Raw genomic sequence first — 12,358 nt, 5'->3', positions numbered from 1 at the left:
GAAAATGGCTAGATATTTGGGTCCTAAGCTCAAGCTGAGCCGTCGTGAAGGCACCGACCTGTTCCTTAAGTCCGGTGTTCGCGCGATCGATTCCAAGTGTAAGATCGAACAAGGCCCTGGTCAGCACGGTGCGCGTAAACCGCGTCTGTCTGATTATGGCGTGCAGTTGCGTGAGAAACAAAAAGTTCGCCGTATCTACGGTGTTATGGAGCGTCAATTCCGTAACTACTATAAAGAAGCTGTTCGTCTGAAAGACAACACAGGTGCAAACCTGCTGCAACTGCTGGAAGGACGTCTGGATAACGTGGTGTATCGTATGGGCTTCGGCGCCACTCGTGCGGAAGCGCGTCAGTTGGTAAGCCACAAAGCTGTTATAGTAAACGGTCGCGTTGTCAGCATCGCTTCTTATCAGGTATCACCGAATGATGTCGTCAGCATCCGTGAGAAAGCTAAAAAGCAATCTCGCGTGAAAGCAGCATTGGAGCTGGCTGAACAGCGTGAAAAGCCGACTTGGCTGGAAGTTGATGCTGCCAAGATGGAAGGTGTGTTCAAACGTATTCCTGAACGTACCGATCTGTCTGCGGACATTAATGAACACCTGATCGTCGAGCTTTACTCCAAGTAAAGCTTAGTACCAAAGAGAGGACACAATGCAGGGTTCTGTGACAGAGTTTCTAAAACCGCGCCTGGTCGATATCGAGCAAGTAAGTTCGACGCACACCAAGGTGACCCTTGAGCCGTTAGAGCGTGGTTTCGGCCATACGCTTGGCAACGCACTGCGCCGTATTCTGCTTTCATCCATGCCAGGTTGCGCGGTGACCGAGGTTGAGATTGATGGTGTACTGCACGAGTACAGCACCAAAGAAGGCGTACAGGAAGATATCCTGGAAATCCTGCTCAACCTGAAAGGGCTGGCGGTGAAAGTTCAAGGTAAAGATGAAGTTATCCTTTCCCTGAATAAATCTGGCATTGGCCCTGTGACTGCAGCAGACATCACCCATGATGGTGATGTCGAAATCGTCAAGCCGCAGCACGTGATCTGCCATCTGACCGATGAAAAAGCAGCTATCAGCATGGGTATCAAAGTTCAACGTGGTCGTGGTTATGTGCCGGCTTCTGCACGTATTCATACGGAAGAAGATGAGCGCCCGATTGGCCGTTTGTTGGTCGATGCTTGCTACAGCCCGGTAGAGCGTATTGCCTACAATGTTGAAGCTGCTCGTGTTGAACAACGTACCGACCTGGACAAGCTGGTCATTGAAATGGAAACCAATGGCACGATCGATCCTGAAGAGGCGATCCGCCGTGCGGCAACCATTCTGGCTGAACAACTGGAAGCTTTTGTTGATTTACGTGATGTACGTCAGCCTGAAGTGAAAGAAGAGAAACCAGAATTCGATCCGATCCTGCTGCGCCCTGTTGACGATCTGGAATTGACTGTCCGCTCTGCTAACTGCCTCAAGGCAGAAGCTATCCACTACATCGGTGATCTGGTACAGCGTACCGAGGTTGAATTGCTGAAAACGCCTAACCTGGGTAAAAAATCTCTTACCGAGATTAAAGATGTGCTTGCCTCACGTGGTCTTTCTCTGGGCATGCGCCTGGAAAACTGGCCGCCGGCAAGCATTGCTGATGAATAACCCGGTCACAGGTTAAGGTTTTACTGAGAAGGATAAGGTCATGCACCATCGTAAGAGTGGTCGTCAACTGAACTGTAACAGCAGCCATCGTCAGGCTATGTTCCGTAACATGGCTGGTTCTTTGGTTCGTTATGAGATCATCAAGACGACCCTGCCAAAAGCAAAAGAGCTGCGCCGTGTTGTTGAACCGCTGATTACTCTTGCCAAGACCGACAGCGTTGCTAATCGTCGTCTGGCATTCGCCCGTACTCGTGATAACGAGATCGTGGCAAAACTGTTTAATAAACTGGGCCCGCGTTTCGCGAGCCGTGCCGGTGGTTACACTCGCATTCTGAAGTGTGGTTTCCGTGCAGGCGACAACGCGCCGATGGCTTACATCGAGCTGGTTGATCGTTCAGTTGCACAAGAAGAAGAAACCACTGCTGCTGAGTAATCATCAGCGGTGGGTTAAAAAAACCGGGGCAACCCGGTTTTTTTACGTCTATTGTTTAGCAAATGGCGGTTTTGTTAACGTATAACGTTTGCCAAAAGCACCGTTTGCTTCAGACGCTTTTGAAAGAGGGAACATGTGGTGGATTGATGCAATGTGCGAGCGTCATGTCCAGACGGCGCAACAAGCGGGGGAGTTCGATAATCTGCCCGGTGTAGGAAAACCGCTGCAACTCGATGACGACAGTGCCGTGCCTGAGAACTACGCACTGGATACCGTCTGTTGAAAAATGCCGGTTACCTGCCGCCAGAATTGGCATTGCGTAAAGATGCCCTGACGCTACGCGATCTGCTAGCCAATACGCTTCCCGAATCGGAAGCGCATGAAAACCTGCGCCGTAGGTTACGCATGCTGGAACTTAACCTGCAACAGAAAGGGATGAGTACCGATTTTTTACACGGTGAATATGCCGATCGCTTGCGCAGCACGTTCTCTGGTGAAAGAATAGCGCCCGAAAAATAGGCTGACGCGGCAAGAGCTGGCGCGTGGCGATGAATCGGATTAACAATGTAACCAAGAGAGATGTGATGAGCACTTATCAGCACAAGAAAGGCAAGATTCAAGACAATGCGCTGGAAGCATTGTTAGATGACCCCTTGTTTCGACAACGCGTTGAGAAGAACAAGAAAGGTAAAGGCAGCTACTGTCGCAAAGGCAAACAAAGCAAGGGCCAAAACTGGGAGGCCAGTGGTAAATCATCAAAGGATGCTTTACCACTGGCCTCTCACTTTATGGCTGTACTGGGTTTCGTTGAACGGCGCTACGCTTTCGGCTGCTGATCTTTCAGCAAATCGCGAATCTCAGTTAACAGCGCCGCTTCAGCGCTCGGTTTTGCCGGTGTTGGTGCTTTCTCTTCTTTACGACGCAGGTTATTCATCACCTTGATTGCCATAAAAATGGCGAACGCGACGATAACAAAATCAAAAATATTTTGCAGGAAGAGGACGTAGCACAGCACCACGGCAGGAATATCTCCTTGCGCGTCGCGCAGTACCAGTTCGAAATGTTTGAAATCGATGCTGCCAAGCAGTAACCCCAGTGGCGGCATAATGATATCGGCCACGAGCTAGGAGACGATATTGCCAAATGCTGCGCCGATAATGACACCCACCGCCAAATCTACCACGTTGCCGCGCATCGCGAATTCGCGAAACTCTTTTAGCATACTCATGATCCAACTCCTTGATAAAATGAACATCTAAATTTTAACAAAGCGTTACATAATTGTCAGCGGTGATAATCAGTGAGCCGGAAAGGAAAGTGCGGCCTGAAGCGGCAAGGCTCAGCGTTGTTACAAGAAGAACGGGCGGGGTTGGAATAGGCGTTCCACTTCAGGGACAAATTTTTTGTCCGTCAGGAACATGATCACATGATCTCCTTGCTCTATCTTCATATTGTCGTTGGCGATAATCACATCATCACCGCGCACAATTGCGCCGATCAAGGTGCCTGGCGGTAATTTGATATCTTCAATCATACGGCCAACCACTTTTGACGTGCCTTCATCCCTGTGAGCAATGGCCTCAATGGCTTCCGCCATGCCGCGTCGTAATGATGACACGCTGACGATATCCGCTTTACGCACATGGCCGAGCAGTGCGGAAATCGTTGCTTGCTGTGGCGAAATAGCCACATCGATAACGCTGCCCTGAACCAAATTGACATAGGCGCGTCGTTGGATCAGTACCATGGCTTTTTTTGCCCCCATGCGTTTGGCCAGCATGGCGGACATGATGTTCGCTTCATCGTCGTTGGTAATGGCAATAAACACATCGATTTGTTCGACATGCTCCTGTGCCAGCAACTCCTGATCGGAAGCGTCGCCGTGAAACACAATAGTGTCTTGCAGCAGCTCAGCCAGGGCGATCGCACGCTCTTCGTTCTTTTCGATCAGTTTAAAGCTGTAGTCTTTTTCCAGCTTATGCGCTAACCCCGCGCCGACGTTACCACCGCCGACGATCATGATGCGCTTGTAGGGCTTTTCCAAGCGCTGGAGTTCGCTCATCACGGCGCGAATATGCTGGGAGGCGGCAACAAAGAATACTTCATCGCCCGCTTCGATAATGGTTGAACCCTGCGGGCGGATCGGTCTGTCGTGGCGAAAAATAGCGGCTACGCGGGTTTCGATGTGCGGCATATGCTCACGCAGCACGGAGAGTGCATTACCGATCAGCAGGCCACCGTAATAAGCGTTCACTGCGGCGATACTCACTTTCCTTTCGGCGAAGTTCACCACCTGTAGTACACCGGGATACTCGATCAGCTTGTAGATATTGTCGATGACCAACTGTTCCGGCGAGATCAAATGATCGATAGGCACCGCTTCTGCCTGAAACAATTGCTCACCGGCTCGTACGTATTCTGCGGAGCGAATACGTGCAATGCGATTTGGTGTATTAAACAGCGAGTAGGCGACCTGATAGGCCACCATATTGGTTTCATCCGAGTTAGTGACGGCAACCAGCATGTCTGCATCTTCGGCGCCGGCTTCACGCAGTACGCGCGGGTGGGAGGCGTAACCGGCAACTACGCGCAAATCGAATTTATCCTGCAACTGCCGCAGTCGCGCGGTGTCAGTATCAACAACAGTGATGTCGTTGTTTTCTCCGGAGAGCGTTTCTGCCAGCGTACCGCCCACCTGACCTGCACCAAGAATAATGATTTTCATGATCTGTGCCCGTTGCCGTTGCTATCAGCCAATGCTCTTAACCAACTTAGCATAAAAGAACCCATCGCCATCCTCTGCCGCCGGTAACTTTTGCAAACCGGGGTGCTGCGCATCGCCCGTTTCCACCAGTTCGGCATCCGCATGGCGTGTCAGAAAGGCTCGCATTTGCTGCTGATTCTCTTCGGGCAGGATCGAGCAGGTGGCATAAACCAACGTACCGCCTGCTTTCAGCCGTGGCCAGATAGCCTCCAGAATTTCCTGCTGCAACAGTGCCAGCTCGGCGATGTCGCTGTCGCGCCGCAGCCACTTGATATCAGGATGACGGCGAATCACGCCGGTGGCGGAGCAGGGGGCATCGAGCAGAATACGATTGAACTGCTGCTCACAACACCAGGCCGCAGGCTCGCGCCCATCGCCTTGCCTCACGTCTGCGTGAAGATTAAGGCGTTGCAGATTCTCTTTTACCCGAGCGAGCCGCTGTGGGTCCACATCGACCGCCAATACCTTAGCGTGAGGCGCTGCTTCCAGAATATGGGTGGTTTTCCCACCCGGTGCAGCACACAAATCGAGAATATGTTCATTGTCCTGCGGTGCTAACCAGCGCACGCAACCTTGTGCAGAGACATCCTGAACGGTAACCCAGCCTTGCGCGAAGCCAGGAAGCAGGCTTACGGCACAAGGCTCGCTCAGCATGATGGCTTCGTCCTGTTCAGGATGCGGCTGAGCGGCGATACCGGCTTCAGTCAGCAGTGCTAAATAGTGTTCTCGTGTGTGGTGCAAACGATTCACGCGTAGCCACATCGGGGGGCGCTGGTTATTGGCCTCAGCAATCTGCTGCCACTGCTGTGGATAGGCTTTCTTGAGGCGTGCTAACAGCCACTCGGGGTGAGCGAAGCGCGACGCATGGTTAGCCATGCGCTCATCCAGCTCGGCCTGCTGGCGTTGGAATTGGCGCAGTACGCCGTTGATCAATCCTTTAAGCTGTGGGCGCTTGAGTGCGATAGCTCCGTTAACCGTTTCAGAGAGCGCGGCATGGGCCGGTATGCGCGTGTGAGCGAGTTGATAGATGCCCACCATGATCAGGTAGTGCAACGTGCGCTGCTTCCCGGTCAGCGTTTTTGCCATCAACTGCTGAATTATCCACTCTAACTGTGGCAACACGCGCAATACGCCGAAGCACAGCTCTTGCAACAGGGCACGATCCTTTTCCGAGATATCACGCTGATACTGTGGCAATAGTGAACTTAGCGACTGGCCTTTATCGAGCACCTGGCCGATAACGTTCGCGGCGATGGCGCGCAGATTGTATGTTGTTTTCATGGATAGTGATTGTCTGAAACGGTAACGCGCCTGCCATAACAGCAGACGCGATGCCTTTTAATGGATGAGCGTATTATGCCAGTAGGTTGCCTGGAGTGAACCATTCGCGGCGCGAATTGAGCAGATCTTGCACCGACATCGGTTTTTTGCCCGCAGGTTGCAGTTGCAGCAGGTTTAATACGCCTTGCGCGGTGGCGACCTGTATACCTTGTTTGTCTGCACTGATGATCGTGCCGGGTTGTGCGCTGTGGTCAGCGTCCAATGCGCTGGCTTTCCACACTTTAACCGGCTGCTCGTCAATGGTGATATAGCTGACAGGCCAGGGATTGAACGCACGAATACAGCGTTCCAATTGCTCGGCACTGAGTGACCAGTCAAGCTTAGCCTCTTCTTTGCTCAGTTTTTCGGCGTACGTCGCCAGACTGTCATTTTGTTTTTCTGCGACAGCCGTTCCCTGCGCCAGTGATGCCAGCGTTGTCAGTAACCCTTGCGGACCCAGCTCTGCCAGGCGATCGTACAGCGAGGCGCTGGTGTCTTGCGGCGTTATCGGGCATGACAGCTTATGCAGCATGGCACCGGTATCCAGCCCTGCATCCATTTGCATGATGGTTACACCGGTTTCGGTGTCTCCGGCCCACAACGCGCGTTGAATCGGGGCCGCACCGCGCCAGCGCGGTAGCAGTGAGCCGTGCACGTTGATACAGCCCAGGCGCGGCATATCTAACACTGCCTGCGGCAGAAGCAAGCCATAGGCCACCACCACCATAATATCGGCCTGTAAATCAGCGACCAATTGCTGGCTTTCTGCCGGACGCAGCGATTTGGGTTGCAACACCGGGACGCCATGCTGCTCGGCCAGCACTTTGACCGGACTGGGAGTGAGCTTCTTGCCTCGGCCTGCCGGGCGATCGGGCTGGGTAAACACACCAACCACCTGATGTGGTGAAGCAAGCAGCGCGTCGAGGTGACGCGCTGAGAAGTCAGGAACACCAGCGAAAATAATGCGTAAGGGGGATGATGCGGGCACGATTTTTCCTGAAAATAGAGAGCCTGAAATAGTGAGCGAGTGCTATGGACGACTGTTCAGTCGTGCCAGTTTCTCCAGCTTCTGACGAATTCTCTGGCGTTTTAACGGCGAGAGATAATCAATAAACAGCTTGCCAACCAGGTGGTCCATTTCGTGTTGGATACAGATTGCCAACAGGCCATCAGCTTCCAGCTCAAAGGGGTTACCTTCCCGATCCAGCGCTTTGACCTTCACGCGCTCAGCGCGCGGCACCAGCGCACGGGTTTCAGGAATGGACAGACAACCCTCTTCAATACCGGTATCGTCGTCTTTTTCCAGCAGCTCTGGGTTGATCAACACCAAACGCTGATCGCGTTCTTCGGAAACGTCAATCACGATAATGCGCTGATGCACGTCCACCTGACTCGCAGCAAGGCCGATGCCTTCTTTTTCGTACATGGTGTCGAACATATCATCGACGATGCGCTGAATTTCTGCATTAACCTCTGCGACAGGTTTCGCGATAGTGCGAAGCCTCTCGTCTGGAAAATGTAATACCTGCAAAACTGACATAGTTGATTTCGATCTTTATCCGGTTGATGAAAGCGTATCTGGATCTATTCTAGACATTTCCGGTTCTGATTGACAGCATTTGTCCTGTAAAGCGCAATGGCACAAGGATGAACGCATGCAGGACGTGGAGTTGTGGCTGTGGTTAATGAACGTGTGCCGCCTCAACGCGGTGAAAACGGTGCAATTGGTGGAGCAATTGCGTCCGCTGGCAGAGGTAACTGCCGAGGCACTATCTGCGCTGGCCTTGTCCGAAGAGCAGGTCGCGCAATTTCTCTCGCAAGATGAAACGGAGTGTGAAAGGGTATTACGCTGGCTGGAGGAACCGACTCACCATCTGCTTACGTACGCAGACTCGCGTTACCCCCCATTATTGCGGCAGATCACCGCTTCGCCCCGGGCACTGTTTGTGCGTGGTAACCCTCAGCTTCTCTGTGCCCCTCAACTGGCTATGGTCGGCAGCCGCCACCCTTCTGCGTATGGCGCGCAGTGGGGACACTGCTTTGCGCAGGAACTGGCGTTGAATGGTTTTGTTATCACCAGCGGTTTGGCATTAGGTATCGATGGCGTGGCGCACCAGGCGGCGCTGGATGCAGGAGGGAAAAGCGTGGCGGTGCTGGGTAATGGATTGCAGCAGACGTATCCCCGCCGCCATCGCGCGCTGGCAGAGCTGTTGGTGGAGCAAGGTGGTGCTCTTGTCTCCGAATTTCCCCTGAATGAACCCCCGAAGGCAATCAACTTTCCCCGTCGTAATCGTATCATCAATGGGATGAGCCTCGGCGTGCTGATTGTTGAGGCTTCCATGCGCAGCGGATCTTTAGTCACAGCGCGCTGTGCGTTGGAGCAGAATCGCGATCTCTTCGTGCTACCGGGCGCGCTGGATAACCCAATGGTACAAGGCACTCACTGGCTCATCCAGCAGGGGGCTTATCTGGTTACCTGTCCCAAAGACATCATTGAACAGTTGGGCAGTGGGTTATCGTGGCTGCCCCTTGGCGAAAATGAAACTATTTCTGCTCTAGACCCCGATGTGGAATTGCCATTTGCCGGCGTGTTGGCTAACGTAGGAGATGAGGTTACACCTGTTGATGTTGTCGCTGAACGTGCGTACCAACCTGTGCCAGAGGTAGTAGGTAAGTTGCTGGATCTGGAGTTAGCAGGATGGATAGAAGCAGTACCCGGCGGCTATGTCCGATTGAGGAGGGATGGCCATGTTCGACGTACTCATGTACTTATTTGAAACTTACATCCAGAACGAAACGGAACTACGCGTTGATCAGGATGCGTTAACTAATGACCTCACGCGGGCTGGGTTCGATCGTGCTGATATCTATAGCGCATTGAACTGGCTGGAGCGCCTGGCGGATTTGCAGGAAGGCAAAGAAGTGCCTTTTGCCTTGGCAAGCGATCCCCATGCACTGCGCATTTATACGCAGGAAGAGGAGCAGCGCTTCGACACCGAGTGCCGGGGCTTTTTGCTGTTCCTGGAGCAAATCAACGTGTTGAATCTTGAAACGCGTGAGATGGTGATCGATCGCGTGATGGCGCTGGATACCTTATCGTTCGATCTGGACGATCTTAAATGGGTGATCCTCATGGTGTTGTTCAATCTACCCGGATGTGAAAACGCCTACCAGCAAATGGAAGATCTGCTGTTTGAAGCAGATGAGGAGTATTTGCATTAAACCGACAAGTCAGAATAAACCATGGTAATCCCTGCGCTTATAGCAGATAAAAAGGCGGAGTGCTGCCCTGAGTGCGGCGCGCCACTGGTGATTCGCTCCAGTCGCCGCGGCCCTTTTTTGGGCTGCTCGCGCTACCCGGAGTGCGTATTTGTCCGTCCGCTGAAAGCCAATGCGGATGGCCATATTGTGAAGGAACTCTCTGGGCAACTCTGCCCGCACTGTCAGGGGACACTGGTGTTGCGGCAGGGGCGTTATGGCATGTTTATTGGCTGTAACAACTACCCGGCGTGTGACCACACCGAGGTCATCGACCGTCCTGATGAAACCGCATTAACCTGTCCACAATGTGGCAAAGGAAAGCTGCTGCAACGTAAATCGCGCTTTGGCAAAGTGTTCCACGCCTGTGAGCGTTACCCGAAGTGCCAATTTGCGCTCAACCATAAACCGGTAGCGGGGACGTGCCCAACCTGCCACTATCCGCTCTTGTTCGAAAAGAAAACGGTGCAGGGCGTCAAACGTTTTTGCGCCAGTAAAGCCTGTGGAAAGCCGGTAACGGCAGAAGTTGATACCAATGAGTAATCTAGTGAAACAACCGGTTTCTGTCATTCAGGAACTGATAAAGCAGAATGTCATCGCCTATCCTACCGAAGCTGTTTTCGGCTTGGGGTGCGATCCTGACAGCGAAGCCGCAGTGATGCAACTGCTGGCCTTGAAACAACGGCCTGTCGAAAAAGGGCTGATCCTGATCGCGGCTGATTATCAACAGCTCGCTCCCTATATTGATGACAGCCAGCTCAGCGCTGAGCAAAAGGCGGTGATGTTTGCCTCCTGGCCGGGACCGGTAACGTGGGTGATGCCCGCCAGGCCGAGTACGCCACGTTGGTTGACCGGGCAATTTTCATCATTGGCGGTGCGTGTCAGCGCACATCCTCTTGTGCGTGAACTTTGCCTGGCGTTTGGCAAGCCGATCGTTTCAACCAGCGCCAATCTGACTGGACTGCCGCCGTGCCGCACTGCACAAGAGGTTCTGACCCAGTTTGGTGAGGCCTTTCCTGTTCTGCACGGAGAAACATCCGGGCGGCAGAATCCGTCTGAAATTCGGGATATCCTGACGGGCAACCTGATACGACAGGGTTAAAAAGTGGAGATAACGGTGTCTGAAGTAACGTCATTCGCAGTGTTTGGTCATCCTATTGCGCACAGCAAGTCGCCGCAGATCCATGCGCTGTTTTCTGAGCAAACCGGGATCCCCTTGACGTATGAACGCCTGTTGGCACCGTTGGACAGCTTTGAACAAACGCTGCGTGATTTTTTTCAGACAGGGGCGTTGGGGGCGAATATCACCATGCCTTTCAAGGAACGCGCCTATCAGGAAGTCGATGAACTGAGCCAACGCGCTTCGTTAGCAGGAGCGGTCAATACCGTGAAGCGGCTCGAAGACGGCCGACTGTTGGGGGATAATACCGACGGTATCGGACTGCTAAGTGATTTGAAGCGTCTTGCGCTGATGACACCGCAGGATCGGGTGCTGTTGATCGGTGCGGGCGGTGCCAGCCGTGGCGTTATTCAGCCGCTATTGAGCCATGGGTGTTCGCTGGTGGTCACCAATCGCACGTTTGCCAAGGCAGAAGCGCTCGCGACACTGTTTCAGCCAGTGGGGCCGATTGACGCGTTGCCGCTAGATGGACTGGAAGGCGAAAACTTCGATCTGATCATCAATGCCACCTCGTCAGGGATCGCTGGCGAGATTCCCGAGCTGCCTGTTTCGTTGATCACGGCCTCTACGCGCTGTTATGACATGTTTTATCAGGCAAGCCTGACACCGTTTTTGCTGTGGTGCCAGCAGCAGGGGGCATCACAGTTGGCGGATGGTTTTGGTATGTTGATCAATCAGGCGGCACACGCGTTTTTCCTCTGGCACGGCGTGATGCCAGATACCACTCCGGTGATCGAACAGATGAAAAAAGCCCTTAACGCATGAACCAGGCGATCCAGTTCCCCGATCGCGAAGCGTGGAGTGAAGAGGAGCGTATGATCTATTCCCTGTATTGATCGGTGGTTTTCAGCGTGAATGCCTTATCAGTGCCGCGCAACTTCAGACGCGTTTTGGCGGAACCGATGCGGATAGCTGGTTGGCGTTGTTCAGAGAGCACCGCTGGGATATCGAAGATCTTTTCGAAGCTCGGGTGCTCAATGAACAGGATGACAGTGAGGGGTATTACTCGCTGTCCTGAGCCAGATAGTCGTTCTTCCAGGTGGCGTAGTTATTGGCGGAGTAACGTAAACCCTCGATTTCTTCTGCTGTCAGTGGACGGATTTGTTTCACTGGGCTGCCAAGATAGAGATAATCACTCTGCAAGCGCTTACCGGGCGGTACCAGACTGCCCGCTCCGATCATCACGTCATCTTCTACGATAACGCCATCAAGCAGGATCGATCCCATACCGACCAATACGCGGTTGCCGATGGTGCAGCCGTGTAGCATGGCCTTATGGCCTACGGTGACCTCTTCGCCAATGATCAACGGGTTACCCTGCGGATTGCTCGCTGAGCGGTGGGTTACGTGCAATACGCTGCCATCCTGGATATTAGTGCGTGCGCCGATGTGGATTTCATGTACGTCGCCACGGATCGTGACTAATGGCCAGATGCTGACATCATCGCCAAGCGTCGTGTTGCCGATCACAACGCTGGATGGATCGATCATCACGTTTTTCCCGACAGTAGGGAATGCATCCTTATAAGAACGCAATGCGTGGGAGCCCATATTTACCTCTCAATACATTCGAAAAGGGTAACTTACCCTAATTGTGGTCCTGCTGCTGCCAGAAGCAGCAAAAGTAGGTTGAAAATAGCGCGGGTTGCGCAGGATCTCAACGAAGGGGGTAAAAAATGCGCGAACGAAAAAAAAGATCCAAAAAAGGGGTTGTGTAAATTATTGGGATCCCTATAATGCGCCTCCGTTGACACGACACGAAG

The 12,358-nt window shown here is 53.0% G+C and carries 14 protein-coding genes and 3 pseudogenes; 11 read left to right on the top strand and 6 right to left on the bottom strand.

Going from position 1 to position 12,358, the window contains the following annotated elements:
* Window positions 1–4 precede the first annotated feature (4 nt).
* The 5 genes and pseudogenes from rpsD to CS369_RS17005 all read left to right on the top strand — a co-directional run bounded on the left by rpsD (window position 5) and on the right by CS369_RS17005 (window position 2,909).
* Window positions 5–625: a 30S ribosomal protein S4 gene (gene rpsD, locus CS369_RS17025; RefSeq protein WP_196908028.1), complete on the top strand. Its 621-nt coding sequence runs from the start codon at window positions 5–7 to the stop codon at window positions 623–625.
* Between the two features lie 25 nt (window positions 626–650).
* Window positions 651–1,640 (top strand): DNA-directed RNA polymerase subunit alpha, encoded by a 990-nt coding sequence (locus CS369_RS17020; protein ID WP_196908027.1) that lies wholly within the window; start codon window positions 651–653, stop codon window positions 1,638–1,640.
* Window positions 1,641–1,680: 40 nt separating this feature from the next.
* Window positions 1,681–2,073, top strand: a complete 393-nt coding sequence (gene rplQ / locus CS369_RS17015; protein WP_196908026.1) for a 50S ribosomal protein L17 — start codon at window positions 1,681–1,683, stop codon at window positions 2,071–2,073.
* A gap of 133 nt (window positions 2,074–2,206) precedes the next feature.
* Window positions 2,207–2,592 (top strand): annotated as a pseudogene (locus CS369_RS17010) (DnaJ family domain-containing protein).
* Between the two features lie 65 nt (window positions 2,593–2,657).
* Entirely contained in the window at window positions 2,658–2,909 is a 252-nt protein-coding gene (locus CS369_RS17005) for an alternative ribosome-rescue factor A (RefSeq protein ID WP_196908025.1), read from the top strand.
* Here the strand turns inward: CS369_RS17005 and mscL are convergent.
* The 5 genes and pseudogenes from mscL to def all read right to left on the bottom strand — a co-directional run bounded on the left by mscL (window position 2,891) and on the right by def (window position 7,697).
* Window positions 2,891–3,301: pseudogene (gene mscL, locus CS369_RS17000) on the bottom strand (large-conductance mechanosensitive channel protein MscL). The gene CS369_RS17005 and the pseudogene mscL sit on opposite strands and share 19 nt — an antisense overlap.
* Window positions 3,302–3,421: 120 nt before the next feature.
* Window positions 3,422–4,798, bottom strand: a complete 1,377-nt coding sequence (gene trkA, locus CS369_RS16995; protein ID WP_196908024.1) for a Trk system potassium transporter TrkA — start codon at window positions 4,796–4,798, stop codon at window positions 3,422–3,424.
* Between the two features lie 24 nt (window positions 4,799–4,822).
* Window positions 4,823–6,118 carry a 16S rRNA (cytosine(967)-C(5))-methyltransferase RsmB gene (gene rsmB / locus CS369_RS16990; RefSeq protein ID WP_196908023.1) on the bottom strand — a complete coding sequence of 432 codons (1,296 nt, stop codon included), beginning with the start codon at window positions 6,116–6,118 and terminating at the stop codon, window positions 4,823–4,825.
* Between the two features lie 73 nt (window positions 6,119–6,191).
* Complete coding sequence (fmt, locus tag CS369_RS16985) at window positions 6,192–7,145, bottom strand: methionyl-tRNA formyltransferase (protein ID WP_196908022.1); 954 nt, start codon at window positions 7,143–7,145, stop codon at window positions 6,192–6,194.
* 42 nt (window positions 7,146–7,187) lie between these two features.
* Window positions 7,188–7,697 (bottom strand): peptide deformylase, encoded by a 510-nt coding sequence (gene def, locus CS369_RS16980; RefSeq protein ID WP_196908021.1) that lies wholly within the window; start codon window positions 7,695–7,697, stop codon window positions 7,188–7,190.
* 115 nt (window positions 7,698–7,812) lie between these two features.
* On the opposite strand from def, the gene dprA reads away from it, so the two are divergent.
* The 6 genes and pseudogenes from dprA (at window position 7,813) to CS369_RS16950 (ending at window position 11,613) form a co-directional block, all read left to right on the top strand.
* Window positions 7,813–8,934: a DNA-protecting protein DprA gene (gene dprA / locus CS369_RS16975; RefSeq protein WP_196908020.1), complete on the top strand. Its 1,122-nt coding sequence runs from the start codon at window positions 7,813–7,815 to the stop codon at window positions 8,932–8,934.
* Window positions 8,906–9,379 (top strand): DUF494 family protein, encoded by a 474-nt coding sequence (locus CS369_RS16970; protein WP_196908019.1) that lies wholly within the window; start codon window positions 8,906–8,908, stop codon window positions 9,377–9,379. The genes dprA and CS369_RS16970 overlap by 29 nt, the downstream gene beginning before the upstream one ends.
* A 21-nt stretch (window positions 9,380–9,400) precedes the next feature.
* On the top strand, window positions 9,401–9,958 hold the full coding sequence (locus tag CS369_RS16965; RefSeq protein WP_196908018.1) for a type I DNA topoisomerase: 558 nt from the start codon (window positions 9,401–9,403) through the stop codon (window positions 9,956–9,958).
* Window positions 9,959–9,962: 4 nt separating this feature from the next.
* Window positions 9,963–10,517 (top strand): L-threonylcarbamoyladenylate synthase type 1 TsaC, encoded by a 555-nt coding sequence (gene tsaC / locus CS369_RS16960; protein ID WP_374191077.1) that lies wholly within the window; start codon window positions 9,963–9,965, stop codon window positions 10,515–10,517.
* A 15-nt stretch (window positions 10,518–10,532) separates the two neighbouring features.
* Entirely contained in the window at window positions 10,533–11,360 is an 828-nt protein-coding gene (gene aroE, locus CS369_RS16955; RefSeq protein WP_196908016.1) for a shikimate dehydrogenase, read from the top strand.
* A pseudogene (locus CS369_RS16950) lies at window positions 11,357–11,613 on the top strand (DUF1488 domain-containing protein). Before aroE ends, CS369_RS16950 begins: the two are co-directional and overlap by 4 nt.
* On the opposite strand, the gene CS369_RS16945 reads toward CS369_RS16950, so the two are convergent.
* Window positions 11,598–12,146, bottom strand: coding sequence for a gamma carbonic anhydrase family protein (locus CS369_RS16945; RefSeq protein ID WP_196908015.1), 549 nt, complete (start codon window positions 12,144–12,146; stop codon window positions 11,598–11,600). The pseudogene CS369_RS16950 and the gene CS369_RS16945 sit on opposite strands and share 16 nt — an antisense overlap.
* Window positions 12,147–12,358 lie beyond the last annotated feature (212 nt).

The sequence above is a fragment of the Candidatus Symbiopectobacterium sp. 'North America' genome, assembly GCF_015762685.1.
Taxonomy (GTDB): domain Bacteria; phylum Pseudomonadota; class Gammaproteobacteria; order Enterobacterales; family Enterobacteriaceae; genus Symbiopectobacterium.
The sequence above is the reverse complement of the archived record's forward strand: the minus strand, read 5'-3'. Positions and strand labels throughout refer to the sequence as shown.

Bases quoted from the DNA above. Each gene is read 5' to 3' on its own strand.
- rplQ (WP_196908026.1), top strand. From the start codon at position 1,681: ATGCACCATCGTAAGAGTGGTCGTCAACTGAACTGTAACAGCAGCCAT.
- dprA (WP_196908020.1), top strand. From the start codon at position 7,813: ATGCAGGACGTGGAGTTGTGGCTGTGGTTAATGAACGTGTGCCGCCTC.
- rsmB (WP_196908023.1), bottom strand. From the start codon at position 6,118: ATGAAAACAACATACAATCTGCGCGCCATCGCCGCGAACGTTATCGGC.
- rpsD (WP_196908028.1), top strand. From the start codon at position 5: ATGGCTAGATATTTGGGTCCTAAGCTCAAGCTGAGCCGTCGTGAAGGC.
- CS369_RS16945 (WP_196908015.1), bottom strand. From the start codon at position 12,146: ATGGGCTCCCACGCATTGCGTTCTTATAAGGATGCATTCCCTACTGTC.
- CS369_RS17020 (WP_196908027.1), top strand. From the start codon at position 651: ATGCAGGGTTCTGTGACAGAGTTTCTAAAACCGCGCCTGGTCGATATC.
- CS369_RS16970 (WP_196908019.1), top strand. From the start codon at position 8,906: ATGTTCGACGTACTCATGTACTTATTTGAAACTTACATCCAGAACGAA.
- def (WP_196908021.1), bottom strand. From the start codon at position 7,697: ATGTCAGTTTTGCAGGTATTACATTTTCCAGACGAGAGGCTTCGCACT.
- CS369_RS16965 (WP_196908018.1), top strand. From the start codon at position 9,401: ATGGTAATCCCTGCGCTTATAGCAGATAAAAAGGCGGAGTGCTGCCCT.
- CS369_RS17005 (WP_196908025.1), top strand. From the start codon at position 2,658: ATGAGCACTTATCAGCACAAGAAAGGCAAGATTCAAGACAATGCGCTG.
- trkA (WP_196908024.1), bottom strand. From the start codon at position 4,798: ATGAAAATCATTATTCTTGGTGCAGGTCAGGTGGGCGGTACGCTGGCA.